Consider the following 22,923-nt stretch of genomic DNA (forward strand, 5'->3'; position numbering starts at 1 on the left):
CAGGAGAGGAGACAGAAGATAAGGAAGAGGAAGAGGAAGAGGAAGAGGAAGAGGAAGAGGAAGAGGAACTGTTTCACGTGAAACAAAAGTTGTGAAATGGATAAGGTAAAATTAAACGAAATATTATAGGAAGGAAAATAAAATTAAATAAAATGTAATAGTAATGCAAAATAATCGAAAGCATATTATAAAGTAATCATAAAATTTTATCTACATTATCAGTCCTATTTTAATGTAAATTCAAGTTTTTATGTTTTGAGTATGTTATAATGTTTTGTGTATTAATAGTTCAGAATGAGGTGAGCCTGTGGGAAAAATAATAGCCATTACCAACCAAAAGGGTGGGGTAGGAAAAACGACAACATCAGTTAATCTAAGTGCTTGTATAGCAGCTGCTGGTAAAAAAGTACTGCTTATTGACATGGATCCACAAGGTAATGCAACTAGTGGCCTTGGCATTGATAAAGATAATTTAGAGGCTAGCATTTACGATGTATTAATTAATGAGATGGCTATTAATGAGGTATTGCAACCCACGGCCATTAAAAAGTTAAAGATTGCACCTGCTGCTATTGAATTAGCTGGGGCAGAAATAGAATTAGTAAGCTTAGAAAAACGTGAGCATATTCTAAAAAAAGCCTTAAAAGCAGTAAAGAAGGAATATGATTTTATATTTATTGATTGCCCTCCATCTTTAGGGTTATTAACTTTGAATTCTATGGTAGCTGCTGATAGTGTATTGATTCCTATTCAAAGTGAATTTTATGCCTTAGAAGGAGTTAGTATGTTAGTTCATACTATTGATTTAGTGCGTGACTCCTTGAATAAAAACCTAGGTATAGAAGGTGTTTTATTAACTATGTTTGATGGTCGTACAAATCTTTCAATCCAGGTAGCAGATGAGGTTAAAAAGTATTTTAAGACCAAAGTGTATAAAACTATGATTCCTCGTAATGTACGACTTAGTGAAGCACCGAGCTTTGGAGAGCCGATTATTATTTACGATCCTAAATCAAAAGGTGCCGAAGTATATATGAAGTTAGCAAAGGAGGTTATTAAGCATGCCACGGTCAAATAAGAAAAAAACAGGACTTGGTAAAGGCTTGGGAGCATTGTTTAATAGAGAGCCAATTCAGATAGAAGCAACTGATACTGAGGAGCTTGTTGATTCTGAGGAAACTGTTGGACGCAAAAATTCCGGAGCTAAAAGTGCAAAGAGAAGTAGCGGCAGTAAGAGTACTAGAACGACTGAAGCTAATAGTAGAACTACAACTAAAGCTAAAGCCACCGCTACAACTAAACCTAAAGTCAATACGACAAGACGGTCTACAAAAACTGTTGATACAGCTCAGGATGGACATTCTAAAGATATATTAAATCAATCAAGTGGTTTAGCAGCAAATAATTATGCTCCGGCTAATAATAAAGGTGAAAAGGAGCATATAGAGCAAAACCAACAGAATAAAATTATTGAAATTGACAATCAAGTGGCACCTGGGGAAGATTATTTGGCAGGCTCTGTATTAATTGATGTAGCTAAGGTAATTCCAAATCCTAATCAGCCACGCAAAAATTTCGCAGAAGATGATATGTCTAGCCTTATGGAATCAATTAATCGCATAGGGGTTATTCAACCAATTATCGTATGTAAACAAGGTGATGTATATCATTTGGTAGCTGGTGAGCGACGCTTGCGCGCATCTAAAGCTCTAGGACTAGAAAAAATTCCGGCATTAATAAAAGATTATAGCAGTGAAGAAGTAACAGAAGTGGCTTTAGTTGAAAACTTGCAGCGACAAAATTTAGATCCTATTGAAGAGGCCTTTGCTTATCAACGTTTGGTTCAAACCTTTAATCAGACTCATGATATTATTGCGAGTCGTTTAGGTCGCAGCCGCTCGTATATTGCTAATATTGTGCGTCTTTTGAATTTACCAGAATTTGTGCGTAATGATTTATCGGCTGGTGAAATTACAATCGGTCAGGCTCGTCCATTATTGGCCTTAACTAATGAAGACCAGCAACGAGAGATTTGGACTTTAATTAAAGAAAAAGAATTAAATGCTAGACAAATTGAAGCATTAGTTAAGCGTTTAAAAGATGGTAAGGAATTAATTAGTAAGCGAACAGAGAATTCCATACATAATACAGCTGAATTACGTGCTTTAGTGGAGCGCATTAAGCTAAGTGTAGGCGTTAAAGCTGCTATTAAGTTGAAACCTGGTAATAAGGTGCAAGGACGGATTGAATTGCCTTTTAAAAGTGAAGAAGAGCTCAATCGCTTGATTGAATATATGGAAGCACAAGAGCAGGCTGACGCAATAAGTCATGGCATTGCTGCTTCTATGGATGATAAAAGCTCTATAGATAGTATTGAGGACGATACTATTGAGTTTAAAGTGTAATAAGCACTAGAAATATAATAAAGAAATTAATCGTTACTATAATAAAGTATCAATAGCTAATGTAATGAAGTATTAATATGAGTGTAATAAAGTATTAATATAAATATAGTATAAGTGTAATAGTATATAAGCTAAGTAAGACAGGTAGGTAATACGTGATGACAAATATGGCACAAACTCCAGCAGCTAATCGCATACATATTGGATTTTTTGGTCGCTGTAATGCAGGTAAATCCACATTGATAAATATGTTAACAGGTCAACCTTTGGCATTAGTATCAGAGGTAGCTGGAACAACTACAGATCCTGTAAGTAAGGCTATGGAAGTATTGCCTCTAGGTCCTGTTATGCTTATTGATACAGCTGGGGTAGATGATACTTCCGATTTAGGTCCACTACGCATTGAAAAAACAAAGGCGTTGTTGCCAAAAATTAACTTAGCTCTATATGTGTTAAAAACCAATGAGGCACCTAGTGCAGACGATTTACATTGGCTAGGGGAGTTAAAACGATTACATGTTCAGACTTTACTTATATTAAATGAAGTGGATGCTGTAAGTGGTGATGCTTATATGGCAGAGTATGAGGCACAATTTAAGGAATTTAAATTGCCTTACATAGGTGCCAATCTTTTAAGTAATGAAAAGCAAGCAGCTATTTTAGCTCAACTTGGGAAAATGAAACCAAAAGATGGTGAAGCTGAACGTGGCTTATTAGAAGGTTTAGTTGAGCCAAATGATTTAATTGTACTCGTATGTCCTATCGATTCGGCAGCACCAAAAGGACGTTTAATCTTGCCTCAAGTGCAGATGATTCGCGAAGTATTAGATGCGAGAGGTATGAGCTTGGTAGTGCAAACTGAAGAAGTGAGCAACTTACTAAAAAGCTTAAATCAGAAGCCAAAATTAGTTATTACTGATTCACAAGCTTTTGAGGAGGTGGCTGCACAAGTTCCGCAGGATATTCCTCTTACTTCTTTTTCTATTTTGATGGCCCGCTTTAAAGGCGATTTAAAAATATTGTCTGAAGGCGTTAAAGCGATTAAAGAATTAAAACCAAAATCTAAGGTTCTTATTAGTGAAGGCTGCACTCACCATCGCCAATGTGATGATATAGGCAGTGTAAAAATTCCTAGATGGTTAAAGAAGGCTGGCTATGAAGATCTTGACTTACAATGGACTAGTGGCGGTGCGTTTCCAGACGATGTGAGCACCTATGACTTAATAATTCATTGTGGTGCTTGCATGTTAACACGTCGCGAAGTATTGCGTCGTTTAGAAGTATCCTCAGAGCAAGGTGTGCCTATTGTTAACTATGGTGTTTTAATTGCCGCATTACATGGCATTTTAGAACGAGCCTTGGGACCTTTTGAGAAGGAACTTAAATAAAAATCAGTTAAAAAGCTTAAATAATTTAGATAAAATGGTTTAGCTTATATAATCTCTTGTTTTATAATTTATTAAATGGTTGATTAGCCGTTTAAAACTCCATATAGAAACTATTTATAGGTTTTATGGTTAAACTTAGATGAAGTTTTAGGAATTGAGTAGAATTAATTACTTTCATGTAATATAATAAAAGGTACGGCAGTTAAAATTTAATGTTTGATTAATAACTGCTGTACCTTAGTTTAAATTTGAATGTATTCGTACTTGCAGATTATTTTTTTTGCCCTTATATTTGACAAAAAAGTCAAATTTTGACAAATATGTCAATAATTTTTGAAAAAATATTATATTATTTACAATATAGTCAATTTTTATTTTGCAAATAGGTCAATTTTAGGAGCGTAGTAGCTAATATTTAATGTGCAAGACATTTATATAGATATAGAAAGGTCAAATATGTTAGAGAACTTTCAAACCTGGATTGTACTAGGCGAAGGTTTAGTTATCATTGTCTTATTCTTGTATTGTTTAGTATTACAGAGTAAGATTGGATCCCTTCATAAAAAGTACGATTATTTTATGCGCGATGAAAATGGAAGCAGCTTAGAGCGAAAATTATCTGTTGAAGTTAAGGAATTAAGAGAAGCTGCTGAGTCAATTGAGACTTTATTTCAACAACAACAAGCAATTCAAAATACACAGCAAAGTACATTCCAAAAGATTGGCTTTGTAAAATATAATGCATTTGAGAATATTGGAAATGATTTATCTTTTTCTGTTACTTTATTAGATGGTAATAATAATGGTATTTGTATTTCCAGTGTATATGGGCGCAGTGAGTCAAGAATTTTTAGTAAGCCTATTGTAAAAGGCAAAAGCTTAGCAAGTCTTTCACAAGAAGAGATGGAAAGTTTGCAAGAAGCATTGGGCACAAAGTCTAATGAAGAGGCACTTATTTCGGCATCGGTGACTAAATAGCTAGTAGCTATTTAGTTGTTAGAATTTATAACTTTTTTAGTTTTTATAGATTCATAGTTTAATTTAGAGTATAAGAGAGTAAAGGAAGTGGACAAGGAATGAAGTTACCTGACTTTTTGGCGAATCATGTGACTCGTCGCAATGATTCCTATACGCTACAATTGACTAGAAAAGAGTTGCGTATATTAGTCGGTGTAATTCTTGTTTTATTTGTTATTGCATTGGGCCTTGGTATTTGGGGGATTGCTCGTCAAGCAGAACTTTTAGAGTTAAGACAGAAAACGCAATTACAAACAGAACAATTGAAATTATTGCAACAAAAGACTGAAATTTTAGATAAGAAAATTCAGACATTAGATCAATTAGACCAAGAAATTCGTCAGATGGTTAAGGGATCTGAATCTGGTACGGTACCACAAGGTGGTGGGGAGGCACAAACGCCTACAAAAGCTGATAGTGAGGATCCTGGAGCGGCTGGAGCTAATAGCGATACTTCAAGTTCTACCAATTCTGAGACTGTATCAGTAACAGAATTATCAGCTAAATTATCTCATTTAGACCGTATGGCACAGCAGCGTATGGCGTCATTTTATATGCTTCGCAGTGTATTAAAAGATGGGGCAGGTCAAAATATTCGCGACCTTCAATCCATTGCGTTTAATACTAATAATCCTGCAGGAGCAAGTGTTACGATGCCTTCGATTTGGCCAGTTAAAGGGGTTATTACCTCTACATTTGGCGGCCGTACTGACCCTGTTTATGGTGGTAGTGCGTACCATGAAGGTCTCGACATTGCCAACGATTATGGCACTCCAATAGTTGCCACAGCAGCGGGGACAGTTACCTTTGCTGATACGACGAGTGGTGGCTATGGCAATTTAGTTGAAATTGACCATGGCAATGGCTTTGTCACCCGTTATGGACACACATCGGTTATTTTGGTGCATGCCGGTGATGTAGTAAAACAAGGCGATACTATCGCACTTATGGGGAGCACTGGAAAAAGTACAGGCAGTCATTTACATTATGAAGTCAATATTAATGGCTCTGCTGTTGATCCTATGCTTTTCTTGCCAATTCAATAATTGAAACACATTGATTAAAACAGTAATTTAGACATAGGGCCTTTAAAATAGTAATTTAAAAATAGTTGCTAAAAATGGTACTTTAAAATAAGGCATTTAAAAATTATTGTTTAACAATCATAATCAAAAAGTCATAGTCTAGTTGTAGCAAGTTTTAGTTGTTACAATTATGATTATGGCTTTTTTTATGGAATTATTTTTTCTGTATAAATGAATCTTTCTTGATAAAATGTATCTCCATTTTTCATGCTATAGGCAAAACCCTTGAATTATACGTATTTTATATGTTGCAGAAAGAATAAATGTGGTAAAATAATAATATACGTGTAGTTATGAATCTATAAAAGAGGAGTTTTATAGGTTTATGGCGAATATTTAGAAAGACTGCGGATATGAAGAAAACCGTAAAAAATATATGGAGGGTAGGTGTTGCCTGTGACCGGATTAGCCATTGTGCTACTGGTTATTATTATTCTAATAGGGATTATTCTGTTTAGGCCTATTGTTTACTCATTTGAAGTAGTAGCTCGCAAGCCTTATAAGGCTGAGATTTACATCGAATGGTGGGGCAAAATGTTCTTAGTTCATTTTAAATATGAACAAGGGACGCCTTTTTTCCAAGAAGTATATATAATGAGAAAAGCTAAGCTTGGTGCGGTTCGAGATTATGAAGATTGGTTGGCACGTCGCGTGGAAGAAGCGACAGCTGATGCCCATGATGATATGGATGAATCTTATGAAACCTTAAATGACCGCTTACCAAATGCAGATGTGGCTACAGATTTAGAGCCTCCACGTCCTTTAACTGAAGAGGAACTGGCTCATTCAAGTGAAGCTACAGGGCAAACAGAAGAGACTATCGATTCAGTTCGCTTTGACCGGGATGGAACACTCTGTGAAGAAGATGCTAAACGCGTAGCTGAAGGAAAAGCTAAAGAGGCCGAAGAGGCTGAAAAAGCTAAGGCAGAGGAAGATTCACAGACTACAGCTGAGGAAGACGGAAAAGGCGCAGACAAAGCAAAAGAAAAAGTTGATGATCCACATAAGCGTTGGTGGTTAAAACATGTAACAAATGGTGCTTTATATGAAAAATTATTGCTCTTGATGAAGCGCAGTTACAATCACTCTAAGCCTCGTGAGCTTCGCATAGAAGGTCAATTCGGCAATGGAGATCCTTATAATATGGGGTTAATTGCAGCTGGATTATACTCTATTTGGCCTAGTAAAATGAGTGAAGTAGAGCTTAATTACACTGAACGCGTATTTGTTGGCAGTTTCTTAATGAAGGGCCGCATTTATCCAGGCGTAATGGCTTGGTATGGTACTTTATTTGCTTTATCTAAACCGATGCGTGATCTTACCATTGATGTAATCAAGGCTGTTCTACGTCAACGGAAGCAGAAAAAAGCGGCAGCGAAAGCAGCAGAAGCAACTGAAACAGCAGCATAGTTAGTCTAGCTAAGAATCGTTAAATCAATAGATATGCATGTATAATTGATTTGTTTTACATTGATACTAGCAGGCAATTAGTGATATAGGCACTAGTGACCTAGTAGAATAATAGAATCAGACAAACAGTGTGTGAAGTACACAGCACTATGAGGAGGATATAAATGGAAAATAAATGCACTTACATTAAAGACAATTTAGAGCCGATTTTTGAAAAATTTAAAGATATGATTAAAGTGGAAACTGTAGTTGGCGAAGCGATTCAAATCGGTGATGCCACATTAGTTCCTTTTGTTGATGTAACTATCGGTTTTGGTAGCGGTGGCGCTGCTAAAGCAGAATGCGGTGGTGCTGGTGGCGGCGCTAAAATGCAACCAACAGCCATTCTTGTAATTAAAGGGGAACGCGTAGAATTATTCAATATTAAAGGTTCTGCTAAATACAGCGGCTTTGATCGTTTAATCGGTATGGTTCCAGAAGTTATTTCTAAACTAAAAAAAGATAAATACATTTATATTAATGAAAACGATGCAAAATAATATATGCATGTGATGAGTATCTTGTAGTAAGAAACTCGTGGACACCATATATATTGTATAAAATTTCATTTCATGTGAGATTCATTATCAATCTGTAAGATGAATACATAGCCAATATTTGAAAATATTCGAAATAAGCTTGGTTATGTATTGTAGTTTAACAGAATATCTGTTACTATAAGACAATAGAGCGTATGTTGCGCTTTAATTTGTAAGGAGGTCTTTGGGACATGAATTTTAAAAAGAAGATTGCAACTTTAGCAGTATTAGGAACTATCGGAATGAGCGCCATTGCTAGTGCAGCAACTATTGGCGTTGTTAATATGAATCAAGTAATGCAGGCATATCCTGGTTACGGTGCCCTTCAAATGCAGGCTCAAAAAGTGGATGCTGAATATGGCCCTAAACTTCAAAAGACTGCAACTGAAATCAATGCTTTAAAAGATGATGCAGCAAAACAAGATGCATACACTAAAAAATACGAACCAGTATTGAAAAAATACAACGAAGAAATGAATAAAATCTTCGCTCCTGTAGAAAAAGTAGTTCAAGAAAATCTTGAAGCTGTACGTGGTCAACGCAATGTACAAATCATCGTTGCTGACCCTCGCGTAGTTGTAGCAGCTGAACCTAATACAACTATCGAAGATATTACTCCAGATTTAGTAAATGCTGTAAAAGCTGCTAAATAATTACCTGGTGTAAGTAATAACTGAACACTATAAAGAGACGACTTCGGTCGTCTCTTTTTATTTTATGCTTTGATGATAAAAACGAACAAGGATTTAGGCTGACTGTGTAGAATATATATAGTAGGTAAAGTTATATATTTATCTTGGTGGTAGTATTAGGCAATAAAGGGAGGTCAATATGATTCGAACAACGAGAGCAGAGTTTTTAAAAGACTTAGAAGCATTGGTGAATATTGACAGTTACAGTAAGGACCCTGCTGGTACAGCGGCTGTGGGAGATGTTATGAAGGCTAAGTTTGAAGCTTTGGGGTGGCATATTGAGGAGCATCACCCTTCACCAGAGGTAGGGCCTGTGCTAGTTATTACTAATCAAAAAGAAGCCACAACCTATGATGTATTATTATTAGGGCATATAGACACAGTATTTAAAACTGGCACAGTAAAAGAACGACCATTTTCTATGGATGATAATTTTGCTTATGGACCTGGCGTAGCTGACATGAAAGACGGTGTTTTGGCAGCCTACTATGTATGCAAGAGTTTAGTAGAAAATAATGAATTAGGTCAAATGAGCATCTGTGTATGTCTCAATCCTGATGAAGAAATTAGTTCTCGCTATTCTAGACCTTATATTGAAGAGCTAGGGAAGAAATCAAAACATTGTATCGTGTTAGAGTCGGCGCGCATTAATGGCAATTTTGTAAATGAGCGAAAGGGCATAGGCAAGTACACTGTTGAGTTTTTAGGTAAAGCTGCTCATGCAGCGGTTAATCCAGATAAGGGCGCCAATGCGATAAATCAATTTTTACTCACCGGTCAAGAGATTTTAAGTTGGGTCGACCCTGAGGCAGGCACAACAATTAATATTGGTACTGTAGAAGGTGGCACTACGCCGAATACGATTCCTGATTATGTAAAAATCCAGGTGGATATACGCCTTCAGGTATTAGCTGAAGGGGAGCGGATCCATCAGTTGATGATGGATATACCTAATCACATGACTATTAAGGGTGTTACAGCTAAAGTGACTGGCGATATTATGCGCCCACCAATGCCTAAAACAGAGAAGACATTAGACTTTTGTAAGGCTGTAGACCATATATGCCAATCCTTGGGGATTGAAGCGGAATGGGAATCCACTGGTGGAGGCTCAGATGGTAACTTTGTGGCAGCTTTAGGGGTGCCTACAATTGATGGTTTTGGTCCTGTCGGTGGTAATGGTCACAGCACGGATGAGTGTTTAGAGCTAAAGTCTTTGATGGATCGACTTGAATTGCTGTATGAAACTGTAAAATGGTGTGGTCGCAATGCGTAATAGTTTAATCTAATTTTCATATTTTTTTAATGTAATATTCACTTGATTTTATGTATCAATAAAACTATAATGAAATTAATCGATATAGTACAATTTTATTTTAAAAAAGGAAGAGATAAACAATGAAAAAAAGAGCATTATTACTAGCCGCTGTAGCAGCTTGTGTAACATCCGCAGCATTTGCTACACCACAAACTCAATGGGAAGAAGGCCAATGGCAAGTTGATTTAGGCGCTTGGAATGTAGAAGCTAGTGCAGATTCTGACAAACTTTTTGGTGAAGGTGCTAATGGCAATGTAACTACTAATGACAAGTGGAATCTACAAGGTGGCGTAACCTATGGTTTAACTGATCGTTGGGCATTACAATACAATTACTATGGCCTTGAAACTAAAGGCAATGGCGAAACTGATGGCGTTAAAACTGATGGCAATAGCCAAGAAGTAAATGCTATTTACTCTTTAAATAAAAACTTTGCTGTATATGGTGGTTGGAACCGTATCGACAACAAGTTAAAATCTGATTGGGGTAGTGAATCTCAGAAAAATAATATCGCTCAAATCGGTATTATTGCTAAAGCTCCATTGACTGATAAGCTTGATGTATATGGCAAAGCAGCTATTGGTACAAAAAATACAACTATCTGGGAAGCTGGCTTAGGCTATAGCATTACGCCAGATTTTGATATTAATGCTGGTTACCGCTATGTAAATACTGAGCTTGCTCAAAAAGGTGACTATGGCGTAGTAGCTGATGATGCTAATATTAGCTATAAAGGCTTCATTGCTGGTCTTTCCTATCGCTTCGGTGGCGGTCACGAAGAAAAAGCTGAACCAGTAGCAACAACGCCAGTATACCGTCCTGAACCACAACCAGTGCCAGTAGTACAACAACGCCCTGTAGAAAAACAAGATTACTATCTTGAAAGCGTACACTTTGGCTTCGATGAAGACCAACCATTAGGCACTGAACAAGGTAAGCTTGATCACTTTGTACAAGTAGCTAAAGCTAACCCAACTCATACTTTCAAATTAGTAGGTAATACTGATTCTAAAGGTACTGATGGCTACAATGATAACTTATCTAAACGCCGTGTAGATAATGTAGCTGCATATGCACAAAGCCAAGGTATCCCTGCTAGCCAATTAGAACTTAACTACAAAGGCGAAAATGACCCTGTAGCAACTAACAATACAGACCAAGGTCGCGCTGATAATCGTCGTGTAGATATTTGGGAAAACAAATAAGAGCTGACAATGATACAGGATATGCTTATTTAATACATTGTATTTAATAGGCAATAGTAAGTGTATCTACTAGAAGCTCAGATAATAGCAACAAAAAGCCCCCTGCTTAGGCAAGGGGCTTTTTGTTTTGTCCTAAGATATACATGTTACACATTATAGCTTAGGATCAAAGGGTATATGAGTATGAATTTGGTATATATGGCACTCAATATAGTACTCTGTTTTGGGGAAAACAAAGGAGTGTGATTTTTTGTTGTACTATATTGAGGCATATAAGAAATTATAAGCCTGGTTTTGTTACTAATGTAACAATAAACTCGCTGTCTTCTACTAAGGTTGCTTGAATATAATTATTGCCATCAAATTGAAGGACAGTACCAGGTTCAAGAATATGTTGCTCTTCTTGGTTTAACTGCACATCTACTTTACCTTTTACTACTGTAAAAACAACATGTGCTTCAGGATGATTATGATTCTCTACTTTTTCGCCGGCTTGACCACCTTTTTTTACAACTTTAAAATTAGGGCCATCAAATAATAAGCCGAGTTCTTGTTTTTCTACACCAACCATAATAAACCTCCTTTATAAAAAGCTGCCGACAGGGAAGAGCCTTAACCATAAGGGAAAGGGAAATGATTAAGAGCAAACCTCTCTCCGTCGGCAAGCAACATAATAATAAATATATAGTAAACTAGTCGCTAAAGAGTATCTAAAATCAATCTATTACATTAACATCTTATATAAATTAACTAAATTAAAATCGCATATAGATTAACTAAATTAGCATCTTATATAGATTAGCTAAATTAGAATCTTATATAGCTCTTCTAAATTAAAATTTTATATAATTTAACTTCCCTTAAACTTTAACGATTTTATAAACTGGTGTAGCCGTAGTTTCATCAGCTACAAAAGTATATGATAGGTCAACAGCTTCAACAAAGGCTTTGAACCAAGCTTGGTAAGCACGGCGCATGAAGCTTTGATCGACGCTTGATTTAGACCAGTTCATAACTTGATTTTTGTGATTGCCTTCCCAAACAAATTCAGTGTCTGAGTCGCTTATTACATCGTCACCACCATCACAAGGCATACCATTTAAATAGTAGTCTTGCATGATTTGATAAATTTCTTGTGGGCGAGTGATGGCATTTACTTGATCTTTAGCTACAGTGCCACAGGCTGTACCCTGTGTAGTAAAGGCTGTAATAATCGCCTCTTCCGCATCGGAACCACCACAATCTAAGAGGTCTTTAATAAAGGTTCCTTCTCGTACACTGGCTGTTTCGATTTGGCCATGTAACCAGCCGTGAATATTGCTGTGGTCAATAATATCTTCTAACTTTTCATCTGCTGAAATAGGGGCTCCGTAAAGATCGATAGCTGTATTGTGTAATTCAGTAGCTAAATCATCTAAGCGTTTTTCTCCTTCGATTAAGATCAAATTCTCGCGCTCAATAACGAGGCGAATTTTTTTATATAACCAATAGTGGATATGACCTAAAAATGCTGACATTGTATTCTCCTTATTCGTGTATAAAGTATTAAGCCCCTTTTCTAATGGACTCTAAACGACCAACTAATTCATTTACATCAAAGCCGTGAATGGACGCGGCTTGCCAAAGTGGCTCCTGTGTTGCGGAAGGACAGCCGAGACAACCCATACCGATAGATTGAAGGGCTGGAATTGTATTTGGATATACTTCGATAATTTCACGAATAATAGAATCTGCTGTAATAGGATCGCCAGCAGTTAAGCCAAAACCTTGATTACCCATGCCAGGAAGAGCTACTTTTGGTTCAGCTGCAACCGTAGTTGCTGGTGTAGCAATGGCTTCTGCTGTAGCGGCTTCAGTATTAGCTAATTCACCAAGAACTGCTTCTTTAAATGTATCAAGACCAATGCGATCAATGAAAGCACCCATGCGTTCAATATGAGCATTTTCTTTGTAATAAGTGACCATGCGATCAACTAAAGCTAATACTTCAGCTTCAGTAGTTACTTCGGCAATTAAATCAGCAAAGCGAGGATGTGCACCAGCGCTGCCACCGGCATAGACTTGCCAGCCTGTAGCGGTACCGATAACACCAATATCCTTAGTAATGGCTTCGGAACAAGAATTAGGGCAGCCAGACACACCCATTTTCATTTTAGATGGCATTTCTTGGGATACATATAATTTGTCTAATTTCATGCCAAGGCTAACGCTATCTTGTTTAGCGCGTTTACAGAAGGTAGTGCCAGGGCAGAATTTTACACTGCGCACGCGATTAGATGTGGTGTAAGCTGGTGTCATGCCAAGCATTTCCCAAGCTTTATCTACATCTTCTGCTTTTAAATTAGTAATCATGATGCGTTGTGCACCAGTAATCTTTAATGTTGCCTTAAATGTTTTAGCCACATCGGCAATTTTTTGAAGTAAGGCTGGTTGTACGAAACCACCAGGAATACGAGGAGTAATTGCATAACGGCGTTCACCGTTGCGAATGCGTTGTAAGTTACCTGCTACTTGAGCCATAATAATCGTCCTTTCCCTTTTGACGCTCTCGTCTTTACGAGAGATTATAATCTACGTATAATGAGGTATATAATCAATATTAGATGCTAGGCATTTAATACTATGTACCTCTATATGATATAACAAATCTAAAATATAGAGTGATTTAGTTCAAGTTTGTGCGTTCACGCCCTTGACTATAGCTACATTATAGGGGAATTTTAATTCTCTGTATGTAGCTTGTGCTACATTTTTAAAAAATTAGATATAGTTATATAGAAATTTTACAAAATGTGCATGTAATTGGCAAATAATTTCAAAATAAGTTATGAAAGAGATAGTATGGAACGATTATATAATGAAATCATAAAAGTAGAATTTATAGAGCGCCCGAATCGTTTTGTCGTGCAGGTGCGTTTGCCGAATCAAGAGATTGTGGCAGCTCATCTTCCTAATCCAGGGCGCATGTGGGAGCTTTTATTTCCACGCATTGGCATGTATGTGGTGCCACATGAGAAGCCTGGGGCTAAAACAAAGTTTCGCGTCATTGGCATTGAACGGGATGGCGTGCCCATTATGCTAGACACAAATTATAGTAATGATGTGGCAGCGTATTTAATCAATGAAAAGCAGATTCCTGGTTGGGAAGAGTGGCAGGTGGTGCGCCGCGAGTATACAGTGGGGCATAGCCGATTTGACTTGCTTTTAACGAATGCCGCAGGTGATGATTTTTTAGTAGAAGTTAAATCCTGTACTTTGTTTAGTGACGAAGGGGCTATGTTCCCTGATGCCATTACTGAACGAGGGCGAAAGCATCTACTACATCTTCGCAGTTTGCGTGATGAAGGCTATAGAACGGGTATTTTGTTTTTAGTTCAATGGGATCGAGCGCACTGGTTCTTACCTGATTATCACACTGATTTAGCCTTTGCCACCACCTTTAAAGAGGTGGTACCATATCTCGACTGGAAGGCTGTGGCAGTGAAGTGGACTGAGGAATTCACCATGCCTAAAGTAGTGAGACAATGTACTTATAAAGGCGAGATTGTTGAACAGGAAGGTCAAGATAGAGGCGATTATTTTGTTGTTTTAGAGTTAGAAGCTGATTTAGATTTAGAAGTTGGGAGTAAGGGCATAATGCATTTCCCTAAAGGGTTTTACACTTATGTAGGGTCAGCAAAGGCCAATTTGACGAAGCGTTTAGAACGACATAAGCGAAAACGCAAAAAATTACATTGGCATTTAGATTATTTTAGATCCCATTGTGAAATGATTGCTACTTTGCCCATTCGAAGTAGTGCTGATTTAGAATGTGAACTTAGCTCTGCCATGAAAAGCATCGCAGCTTGGTCGATAAAAGGCTTTGGCTGTAGTGACTGCGATTGTGATAGTCATTTGTATGGTACCACCTTTAATCCTATTCACAACGAAGCCTTCATGCAGCTTGTAGAGGATTTCCGCATGAATCGCCTAGATTCAGTGATGCGGGGTGAGGCAAGGTAACTCAAGGGCTTATAAAATAGGAAAAAAGCCTATAAAGTAGCAATATATAGGGAAAAATGATATAATATAAGTTGGTAAATTTCCAAAAAATCGTACATGTTGTATTGTTAAATGAGGTGAGACTGTGGAGGAAACGACCTGGAGTCATGGGAAAATTGAACCCATCCAGATTGATAAAGAAATGAAGAGCTCCTATATCGACTACGCCATGAGCGTAATCGTTATGCGTGCCTTACCAGATGTTAGGGATGGTCTAAAACCAGTGCATCGTCGTATTTTATACGCTATGCACGAAACAGGCATGACGCCTAACAAGCCATATAAAAAATCAGCTCGTATCGTCGGTGACGTACTTGGTAAATATCATCCACATGGTGATAGTTCCGTATATGATGCGACGGTTCGCTTAGCGCAGGATTTTAACACGCGCTATCTATTAGTTGATGGTCATGGTAACTTTGGTTCTATTGACGGCGACTCAGCGGCAGCGATGCGTTATACAGAAGTTCGCATGGCTAAGATTACCACTGAAATGCTAGCTGATATCGACAAAGATACTGTTGATTTTATGGCTAACTATGATGAATCCTTGCAGGAGCCAACAGTGCTACCAGCAAAGATTCCAAATCTACTTATTAATGGTTCGTCCGGTATTGCTGTAGGGATGGCAACAAATATACCACCACACAATCTTAATGAAGTAGCTGATGGCTTAATTATGCTCATCGACAATCCGGCGGTAACTACGGAAGAGTTGATGACGGCTATTAAAGGGCCAGACTTCCCAACAGGGGCTTTGATTTTAGGTCGTGAAGGCATTAAAAAAGCCTATAGCACTGGTCGCGGCAGTATTAAAATGCGCGCTCGTGCAACGATTGAAGAAATGAATAAAGGGAAGCATCGCATTGTTGTGACAGAAATCCCATATCAAGTTAATAAAGCTCGTGTTATTGAGGCTATTGCTGAACTTAGTCGCGATAAAGTTATCGATGGTATTACGGCCCTTCGCGATGAGTCAGACCGCCGTGGTATGCGCATCGTTGTAGAATTACGCGCTGATGTGCAGCCTGATATTGTGCTTAACAAATTGTACAAGCATACGCAATTACAAGAGTCCTTTGGCGTGATTATGCTCGCCTTGGTAGATGGTCATCCAAAAGTATTAACTTTAAAAGAAGTACTATCTCATTATTTAAACCATCGTCTAGGTGTTATTGTTCGCCGTACGCAATTTGAATTGGCAAAGGCGGAAGCACGCGCTCATATTTTAGAAGGTTTATTAATCGCTCTTGATCATATTGATGAAGTCATTGCTACGATTCGCGCTTCTGAAACTGATGATATTGCGAAAAATGCATTGATTAGTAAATTCGGCCTTACTGAAAAGCAAGCCGTAGCGATTCTAGATATGCGTTTACGCCGTTTGACCGGTTTGGAACGAGAAAAAATCGAAGAAGAATACAAGCAATTAGAACTTCTTATTGCTGATTTGAAAGCGATTCTTGCTAGTGAAGAACGTCAACGCGGCATCATCAAAGAAGAGTTAACTGACATGAAGCATAAATATGGCGATGAACGACGCAGTGAGATTACTATTGATACATCTGACCTTGATGTGGAAGACTTGATTGCAGATGAAGAAATGGTTATCACCTTAACTCGTCAAGGCTATATTAAGCGCATGAATGCTAATGTATATCGCAACCAGCACAAAGGTGGCGTTGGTGTTGTGGGTATGAAGACGAAGGAAGATGACTATGTAGTTCAAATCCTTCATGTACGCACTCATAATACCTTGCTATTCTTTACAACAGCAGGTCGTGCATATCGCTTGAAGGGCTATGAAGTGCCAGAAGCATCAAGCCGCAATTCAAGAGGCACAGCGATTATTAATGTATTGCCACTCAATGTGGGCGAGTCCGTAACGACTATGATTGACTTGGAAACAGTAAATCATGATCTTAACCTCTTCTTAGTGACTAAGCATGGGGTAGTAAAACGTACGTCCATTGAAGAATATCGCAATATTCGTCGCAGTGGCTTAAATGCAATTTCTCTTGGCGAAGATGATCGACTTATTTCTGTTTGCATTACAGCAGGTGGTCAAGAAGTGCTTATTGGTACGCGCAAAGGGATGGCGATTCGTTTTAGCGAAGAAGATGCTCGTCTCATGAAGCGTTCGGCGCAAGGTGTACGCGGCATTAAGCTCAATAGCGGTGATGAAGTAGTAGGTGCTGGCATTATTAATGGCACAGGTGAAGTTTGCCAAGTATTTACTATCAGTGAAGAAGGCTTTGGTAAACGCAATAGTGAAGATGCTTATACCTTACAAAAACGCGGTGGCAAAGGTACGAAAAACTTCCGCATTACCGATAAAACTGGTGATGTAGTGGCCGTTGAAATCGTTACTGATGACGATGAAGTGATGTTAATTTCTGAAATGGGTAAAATTATCCGCTTCGATATGAAAGACATTGCTATTAAAAAAGGCAAAGCTATTTCCGGTGTTAAAACCCAAAACTTAGAACCAGGCGATAAAGTAGCTTCTGTAGCTATTATTGCAAAGGCTGAGTTAGAAGGGGACGACGAACAAGAATAATCGTCGAATCATATAAATAAGTAAAACCTCAGTGGCGCTAGCTACTTTACAGGAGATGTATATCTTATGTAGAGGGGCTAGGTCCTGAGGTTTTGTTTTTATTTCGGTAAGATATTTCTTAGAAATTTATAAAAATTTTATAAAAGCTTATGGCAACACATCATTAGCTCTTAAAGCATACTGTATACGCATTCAAGTAGCGTTAAGGCTAGTAGGATGTTGATGAGTCGAAAATGTTTGTTGTATACGCGCTGTAAAGCAAGCCCGGCAGCAATCCAGGAACTAGTGGCAATGCAGCCGATGGTGGCAATGAAAATATTGGCAGATAAAATCCAAATGATGTCAGTTGTATAGGGCGTGATATAACCAGTTAAGGCTGTAATGGCAAAGATATAGATTTTAACATTTACAAATTGTAGTAAGAATCCTTTTAGGAACGAGGCCTTATGAGTTTGTGTATGTACTGTAGGCTTGCTAGTCGCAATGCTATAGGCAAGCCAGAGAATATATGCAATGCCAAAGTATTTTATGATGGTAAGCACTTGCGGAAAACTGCTGCCTAAAAAGGATACGAACAATCCACTGATGATTTGAACTGCAAAATAGCCAGCAAAAATACCAAAGAATAAAGGCTTGCCTTTAGACCAGCCATAGGTATTGGTGGTGTTTAAGGCTAAAATATTGCCAGGGCCAGGTGTAAAGGCATTGATGATACAGTATAGAACATAATTAGCTAGTATATAGGATGACATATGAAACTCCTTTGTATGAGATAGTCTTTGTTTAGATTACAAAGACTGGCATTGATTTTACATTTTTTAGAAATAGATTATGCCTATCATACTATATATACTTATGTAATAGGTAATAGTTAAAAAATTAAGCCATCCATAGTTTTTAGCTATGGATGGCTTTTTGCCAAGTATCAATTATATAAAAATACAAGCTATTATATCTTTAAATGTGGTGATTAATGCTTATTTTCATAAGTCTTTAACGCTTCTATATACAGTAAGGCTAACTCGGAAAGTGTTTGATTTTTTAATTTTACATAGCCAATGGTGATGGATTCATCATAATCTAGGGGAATAGCAATGAGTACGTCGCCCTGTAAATAGCTAGGCATAATGCCAATAGAAATAGTATAGCCATCGAGTCCCACTAATAGATTGACAACAGAGGCGCGATCGCTGATGCGGATTAGTTTATCAGTAGGTAAGGTGCTGAGCAATTCTTCTGAAAAATAATTTGATTCATAGGGACCTTGTAAAAAGTTAAGTCGTGCATAAGGTTTTAAATCCTCTAAGGTGACGATAGATTTAGTTGACAAGGGGTGATTCTTGCGCAAAAATACATGAGGTTTGGTAGTGAATAAGGGAATGAATTGAAGTTGGCGTTGCTCTATTTCTTTGCGCAATACAGCTTCATTGGATTGACTTAAGTAGAGCACGCCTAAATCGCTGAAGCGATTTTTTACATCCTCTAAAATTTGATAGGTCTGTGTTTCATTGAGGATAAACTCAAACCGCTCTTCACCGAATTGTTTTACCATTTCAACAAAGGCATTGGCTGTAAATGTATAGTGTTGTGTGGAGACTGAAAAGCGGATATTAGAAGGCCGATTATTGATAAAATTATCTTCTAATAAATCGACTTGTTGTTGTACTGCTCGCGCGTAGCCAATAAATTGTTGCCCAAACTGAGTTAATATAACGCCATTGCGACGGCGAATAAAGAGCGGTGCTTGGAGCTCTTTTTCAATATCTTGTAAGGCGTTGGATAAACTGGGTTGAGAAATAAATAAACGCCTAGCAGCCTCAGTAATAGAGTTAGTTTCGGCAATGGCTAGAATGTATTTTATTTGTTGTAAGGTCATGTACTAGATCCTATATAAGATTGTATATTGTGTAGGATTTAAAATAATAGATAGTAAGGGATGAAATAAATTGTATTGAAGTAAAAGACTCTGATAAATTTTGTGTTTATTATAACATGGTAAGGGACTAAATGTTCATAATTCTCTTTTCGCCTATTCTATGATACAATACATATAGATAGAATGAGATATATAGATATAGATAATTTTATAAAATTAAATTATGTAGTATAATAGATTTGCTGTGTATTTTTACAGCCTTTATTTTCAAGTTTATGTGAGCGCTAGTGGCATGATCTTGGGGCAAAAGGGTGTGAAATTACTAACAATATATGCGAGTTTGTACTACAGTGCAGACTATGATTTGATAGAGTTTTCAGGAGGCGATTCCGATTTTAGATTTTAGACGTTTTGAATTAAAAGATAAACCTTTAATTGATGCTTATTTTGCAGAGCATCATTATGAAGCATCAGATTGTTGCTTCACAACTTTATTTATGTGGCAAGATCCATATGGTATCGAATGGGCTGAAGAAGATGGCGTTCTCTTTATTAAAGGGGGCGGTAAACGCGAACCATTCATGTTACCTCCTTTCGCAGGAAAAGATGCTAAGTTCGTAGATGGCCTTGAAATGGCTAAAGAGTGGTTTAAGGAAAACAATTTGCCATTTAGATTAAAAGGGGTAAACCCTATTATGGTAGAGCGTATGAACAACCTTTGCCCTGATTGTTATGAATTTACGCCAGACCGCGATAATTTCGAGTATATTTATAGAACGCAAGACATGATTACCTTAGCTGGTAAAAAATTGCGTCAGAAGAAAAATCATTTAAATCAATTCCGCATGCAATACACTAATTATGAATACATGCCATTGACTGATGATATTTTTGCTGATTGCATTGCTACCGCTGAGTCTTGGGTGGAAACACATCACGAAGAAGGTATTGAGGATGAGCTTGAAGCGATTAAATTGCTCTTTACTCATTGGGATGAATTGGGTCTAGTAGGGGGCGCCATTAAATTATTTGGTCGCATCGAAGCCTTTACTATTGGTCAAATGTTAAATGACCGCATGGCTCTCATTCACATTGAAAAAGCAAATCCAACGATTCGTGGTTTGTATCAAGCTATTAATAATGAATTTTTACGTCACGAATTTGCTGATGTTGAATTCGTTAACCGTGAAGAAGATATGGGCTTACCTGGCTTACGTAAAGCAAAAGAATCATATAATCCTGATCATTATGCAGAAAAATATGATGCTATATGCCTTAAAGAAAAAGCCGCTGCAGAAGCCAATGCATAAATTTTAGGGAGTCCGTAGGGCTCCCTATTTTTTTCAAAATTTACCGAGGAAAGGGTGATATAGATGGAATTTAGAATTGCTAAAGAAAGTGACACACGAGCGGTAAAACGCCTTTGGGACTACTGTTTTGAAACAGAAGATACACCTTTTTTTAAATATTACTTTGAAAAAGCCTATGAGCCAGAGCATACATTAGTCGGCTATGAAGGTGATTTACTAGCTAGCATGGTGCATTTGCGCCAATACAATATTAATGTACGAGGTGCTGTAATCCCTATGAGTTACATGGTAGGTGTTGCCACTGACCCTGTAGCGCGCCGTGGCGGTATTGGTGGTCGTTTATTGACTCATGCCTTAGAGGACTTGCGACGAAGAAAACAAGGTTTGACGATTTTAATGCCTTCCAAAGCAGCTTTTTATCAACAATATGGCTGGGATTTATATGCTCACCAATGGGTACAGACTTTGCCATTAGAAGAGCTCCGTCCTTTAACAGATAAGACTATGGAGTTTGGCCTTATTCAGGACGTAAGTGAATGGCCTTTATTGGCGCCTGTGTATGAAGCCTATACAAAACATACATCAGGCTATGCCGTGCGTGGTGAAAAAGAATGGACTCGCCTCTTAGAGAGTCTCTTTGCTGAAGGCGTGCGCATTGCGTATGTACGTGGTCCAGTTGAAGGTACAGGTCATACAGAGGCTGTGCAGGATGAAGGTCCTATAGAAGGCTATGCTATGTATCGTTTAGGAGCTAGTGAGATCCCTGTAACAGAGTTTATTTATTCAACCCGACGTGCCCAGCGTGGTCTTTTAAACTATTTTTATAATCACCGTTCTCAAGGCGAGACTCTTCGTTGGAATGAAGGGCTTGGGGATGAATCCTATATATTCCATCCTGATGGAAAAACAGGGCATACGACAATGCCATATATGATGAGTCGTATTGTAGATGTGTCATTAGCTATTGAGCAAGTACCGGCTAAAAAAGAGGCGGTACAATCTCTCTTAGGCAGTGGCAATACTCAATTTAAAATGCGCGTTTTAGATACTATGGCGCAGTGGAATGATGGCATATTCCAGTTTTCTATTGGAGAGGATCAGAAGGTGGTGGCACAGCCTGTAGATGAGGCGGAGGCGCAAGGCCTAGAGGGCACCATCCCTACCATTACAGTGGGCGGCCTAGGTCTTATTTTGATGGGCCGCATGACCGCATCACAGCTCGTATTTGAAGGTAAATTAACTGTTCCTGCTGGTTGTGATTACATCGTGGAAGCACTGGATGCGCTCTATCCTAAGCAAACAACCTTTATCAATGAATGGTGGTAAGCTAAGGCGCTTATTTTGTTATGACTAAGATATACTTTGTTGTTTTATCTAAAATTCAGCGTATAATAGGAACTAAGATTGACTATTACCTGTCTGTTTAATAATTTGTCCGTTCAATGCAAAGGAGAATGTATTATGAGTCGCAATGTACTAATTACTGGTGCTACGTCTGGGATTGGCCGTGCTACGGCAGAAGCATTTGCTAAACATGGGGATAATTTAATTCTTTGTGCCCGTCGTCAAGCTGTTCTGGATGAGTTAAAACAAAGCTTGGAAGCAGAACATGGTGTAAAAGTAACTGTATTTACTCTCGATGTATCTGATCGTGGCGCTGTGACTACAACTTTACCTAAGATTATTGAAGAAGTAGGTCAAATCGATGTGCTTGTTAATAATGCGGGCTTAGCACAAGGGCTTGATTCTTTTGAAGAAAGTGCCTTAGATGATATGGACACTATGATTGATACTAATGTTAAAGGTCTTTTATATGTGACACGCACTATCTTGCCATATATGAAGGAACGCAATGAAGGTCATATTATTAATTTAGGTTCCACTGCAGGGATTTATGCCTATGCAAAAGGAGCTGTATACTGCGCAACTAAAGCAGCGGTAAAGACTTTAAGCGATGGCATTCGTATTGATACGATTGAGACTAATATTAAAGTGACAAATATTCAGCCAGGCATTGTAGAAACGCCATTCAGTGAAG

At 37.9% G+C, this 22,923-nt stretch carries 20 protein-coding genes; 15 read left to right on the top strand and 5 right to left on the bottom strand.

Going from position 1 to position 22,923, the window contains the following annotated elements:
- The first annotated feature begins 307 nt into the window (after positions 1 to 307).
- From QZR90_RS09260 to QZR90_RS09305, 10 genes are all read left to right on the top strand, one after another.
- Positions 308 to 1,078 (top strand): ParA family protein, encoded by a 771-nt coding sequence (locus QZR90_RS09260; RefSeq protein WP_295791301.1) that lies wholly within the window; start codon positions 308 to 310, stop codon positions 1,076 to 1,078.
- The gene (locus tag QZR90_RS09265; protein WP_295791304.1) at positions 1,062 to 2,405 is read left to right on the top strand and encodes a ParB/RepB/Spo0J family partition protein; all 1,344 of its coding nucleotides are present in this window, start codon (positions 1,062 to 1,064) and stop codon (positions 2,403 to 2,405) included. Before QZR90_RS09260 ends, QZR90_RS09265 begins: the two co-directional genes overlap by 17 nt.
- A 167-nt stretch (positions 2,406 to 2,572) precedes the next feature.
- Positions 2,573 to 3,793, top strand: a complete 1,221-nt coding sequence (hydF, locus tag QZR90_RS09270) for a [FeFe] hydrogenase H-cluster maturation GTPase HydF (protein WP_295791362.1) — start codon at positions 2,573 to 2,575, stop codon at positions 3,791 to 3,793.
- A gap of 456 nt (positions 3,794 to 4,249) precedes the next feature.
- Positions 4,250 to 4,771, top strand: coding sequence for a DUF4446 family protein (locus QZR90_RS09275; protein WP_295791307.1), 522 nt, complete (start codon positions 4,250 to 4,252; stop codon positions 4,769 to 4,771).
- A gap of 98 nt (positions 4,772 to 4,869) precedes the next feature.
- The gene (locus tag QZR90_RS09280) at positions 4,870 to 5,856 is read left to right on the top strand and encodes a M23 family metallopeptidase (RefSeq protein ID WP_295791309.1); all 987 of its coding nucleotides are present in this window, start codon (positions 4,870 to 4,872) and stop codon (positions 5,854 to 5,856) included.
- Between the two features lie 429 nt (positions 5,857 to 6,285).
- Entirely contained in the window at positions 6,286 to 7,305 is a 1,020-nt protein-coding gene (locus tag QZR90_RS09285; RefSeq protein WP_295791312.1) for a hypothetical protein, read from the top strand.
- Between the two features lie 164 nt (positions 7,306 to 7,469).
- A complete protein-coding gene (locus QZR90_RS09290; protein ID WP_295791313.1) occupies positions 7,470 to 7,844 on the top strand; it encodes a GerW family sporulation protein in 375 nt (124 codons plus the stop codon).
- 230 nt (positions 7,845 to 8,074) lie between these two features.
- Positions 8,075 to 8,536, top strand: a complete 462-nt coding sequence (locus QZR90_RS09295; protein WP_295791316.1) for an OmpH family outer membrane protein — start codon at positions 8,075 to 8,077, stop codon at positions 8,534 to 8,536.
- Between the two features lie 178 nt (positions 8,537 to 8,714).
- The gene (locus tag QZR90_RS09300) at positions 8,715 to 9,851 is read left to right on the top strand and encodes a M20 family metallopeptidase (RefSeq protein WP_295791320.1); all 1,137 of its coding nucleotides are present in this window, start codon (positions 8,715 to 8,717) and stop codon (positions 9,849 to 9,851) included.
- 122 nt (positions 9,852 to 9,973) lie between these two features.
- Entirely contained in the window at positions 9,974 to 11,098 is a 1,125-nt protein-coding gene (locus QZR90_RS09305; RefSeq protein WP_295791325.1) for an outer membrane beta-barrel protein, read from the top strand.
- Positions 11,099 to 11,378: 280 nt separating this feature from the next.
- Here the strand turns inward: QZR90_RS09305 and QZR90_RS09310 are convergent, their stop codons facing one another.
- The 3 genes from QZR90_RS09310 to QZR90_RS09320 all read right to left on the bottom strand — a co-directional run bounded on the left by QZR90_RS09310 (position 11,379) and on the right by QZR90_RS09320 (position 13,618).
- Positions 11,379 to 11,669 (bottom strand): cupin domain-containing protein, encoded by a 291-nt coding sequence (locus QZR90_RS09310; protein WP_295791333.1) that lies wholly within the window; start codon positions 11,667 to 11,669, stop codon positions 11,379 to 11,381.
- A 289-nt stretch (positions 11,670 to 11,958) separates the two neighbouring features.
- On the bottom strand, positions 11,959 to 12,615 hold the full coding sequence (locus QZR90_RS09315) for a hypothetical protein (RefSeq protein WP_295791337.1): 657 nt from the start codon (positions 12,613 to 12,615) through the stop codon (positions 11,959 to 11,961).
- 28 nt (positions 12,616 to 12,643) lie between these two features.
- Positions 12,644 to 13,618, bottom strand: coding sequence for a DUF1858 domain-containing protein (locus QZR90_RS09320; RefSeq protein WP_295791340.1), 975 nt, complete (start codon positions 13,616 to 13,618; stop codon positions 12,644 to 12,646).
- Between the two features lie 321 nt (positions 13,619 to 13,939).
- Between QZR90_RS09320 and sfsA the strand changes: the two genes are divergently transcribed.
- Both sfsA and gyrA read left to right on the top strand, forming a co-directional pair.
- Positions 13,940 to 15,100, top strand: coding sequence for a DNA/RNA nuclease SfsA (gene sfsA, locus QZR90_RS09325; RefSeq protein ID WP_295791342.1), 1,161 nt, complete (start codon positions 13,940 to 13,942; stop codon positions 15,098 to 15,100).
- A gap of 124 nt (positions 15,101 to 15,224) precedes the next feature.
- The gene (gene gyrA, locus QZR90_RS09330) at positions 15,225 to 17,699 is read left to right on the top strand and encodes a DNA gyrase subunit A (protein WP_295791345.1); all 2,475 of its coding nucleotides are present in this window, start codon (positions 15,225 to 15,227) and stop codon (positions 17,697 to 17,699) included.
- Positions 17,700 to 17,869: 170 nt separating this feature from the next.
- Here the strand turns inward: gyrA and QZR90_RS09335 are convergent, their stop codons facing one another.
- On the bottom strand, positions 17,870 to 18,451 hold the full coding sequence (locus tag QZR90_RS09335) for a LysE family transporter (protein ID WP_295791349.1): 582 nt from the start codon (positions 18,449 to 18,451) through the stop codon (positions 17,870 to 17,872).
- Between the two features lie 218 nt (positions 18,452 to 18,669).
- Positions 18,670 to 19,575 (bottom strand): LysR family transcriptional regulator, encoded by a 906-nt coding sequence (locus QZR90_RS09340; RefSeq protein ID WP_295791352.1) that lies wholly within the window; start codon positions 19,573 to 19,575, stop codon positions 18,670 to 18,672.
- 392 nt (positions 19,576 to 19,967) lie between these two features.
- On the opposite strand from QZR90_RS09340, the gene QZR90_RS09345 reads away from it, so the two are divergent.
- From QZR90_RS09345 to QZR90_RS09355, 3 genes are all read left to right on the top strand, one after another.
- Positions 19,968 to 20,885 carry a DUF2156 domain-containing protein gene (locus QZR90_RS09345; protein ID WP_295791365.1) on the top strand — a complete coding sequence of 306 codons (918 nt, stop codon included), beginning with the start codon at positions 19,968 to 19,970 and terminating at the stop codon, positions 20,883 to 20,885.
- 63 nt (positions 20,886 to 20,948) lie between these two features.
- A complete protein-coding gene (locus QZR90_RS09350; protein WP_295791355.1) occupies positions 20,949 to 22,211 on the top strand; it encodes an enhanced intracellular survival protein Eis in 1,263 nt (420 codons plus the stop codon).
- 135 nt (positions 22,212 to 22,346) lie between these two features.
- On the top strand, positions 22,347 to 22,923 hold a 577-nt coding region (locus QZR90_RS09355; protein ID WP_295791359.1), incomplete at its 3' end, for an SDR family NAD(P)-dependent oxidoreductase.

Source organism: uncultured Veillonella sp., from assembly GCF_900545795.1.
Lineage (GTDB): Bacteria > Bacillota > Negativicutes > Veillonellales > Veillonellaceae > Veillonella_A.

Bases quoted from the DNA above. Each gene is read 5' to 3' on its own strand.
- sfsA (WP_295791342.1), top strand. From the start codon at position 13,940: ATGGAACGATTATATAATGAAATCATAAAAGTAGAATTTATAGAGCGC.
- QZR90_RS09275 (WP_295791307.1), top strand. From the start codon at position 4,250: ATGTTAGAGAACTTTCAAACCTGGATTGTACTAGGCGAAGGTTTAGTT.
- QZR90_RS09335 (WP_295791349.1), bottom strand. From the start codon at position 18,451: ATGTCATCCTATATACTAGCTAATTATGTTCTATACTGTATCATCAAT.
- QZR90_RS09295 (WP_295791316.1), top strand. From the start codon at position 8,075: ATGAATTTTAAAAAGAAGATTGCAACTTTAGCAGTATTAGGAACTATC.
- QZR90_RS09320 (WP_295791340.1), bottom strand. From the start codon at position 13,618: ATGGCTCAAGTAGCAGGTAACTTACAACGCATTCGCAACGGTGAACGC.
- QZR90_RS09310 (WP_295791333.1), bottom strand. From the start codon at position 11,669: ATGGTTGGTGTAGAAAAACAAGAACTCGGCTTATTATTTGATGGCCCT.
- QZR90_RS09265 (WP_295791304.1), top strand. From the start codon at position 1,062: ATGCCACGGTCAAATAAGAAAAAAACAGGACTTGGTAAAGGCTTGGGA.
- QZR90_RS09280 (WP_295791309.1), top strand. From the start codon at position 4,870: ATGAAGTTACCTGACTTTTTGGCGAATCATGTGACTCGTCGCAATGAT.
- QZR90_RS09350 (WP_295791355.1), top strand. From the start codon at position 20,949: ATGGAATTTAGAATTGCTAAAGAAAGTGACACACGAGCGGTAAAACGC.
- QZR90_RS09290 (WP_295791313.1), top strand. From the start codon at position 7,470: ATGGAAAATAAATGCACTTACATTAAAGACAATTTAGAGCCGATTTTT.
- hydF (WP_295791362.1), top strand. From the start codon at position 2,573: ATGGCACAAACTCCAGCAGCTAATCGCATACATATTGGATTTTTTGGT.
- QZR90_RS09305 (WP_295791325.1), top strand. From the start codon at position 9,974: ATGAAAAAAAGAGCATTATTACTAGCCGCTGTAGCAGCTTGTGTAACA.
- QZR90_RS09300 (WP_295791320.1), top strand. From the start codon at position 8,715: ATGATTCGAACAACGAGAGCAGAGTTTTTAAAAGACTTAGAAGCATTG.
- QZR90_RS09340 (WP_295791352.1), bottom strand. From the start codon at position 19,575: ATGACCTTACAACAAATAAAATACATTCTAGCCATTGCCGAAACTAAC.
- QZR90_RS09315 (WP_295791337.1), bottom strand. From the start codon at position 12,615: ATGTCAGCATTTTTAGGTCATATCCACTATTGGTTATATAAAAAAATT.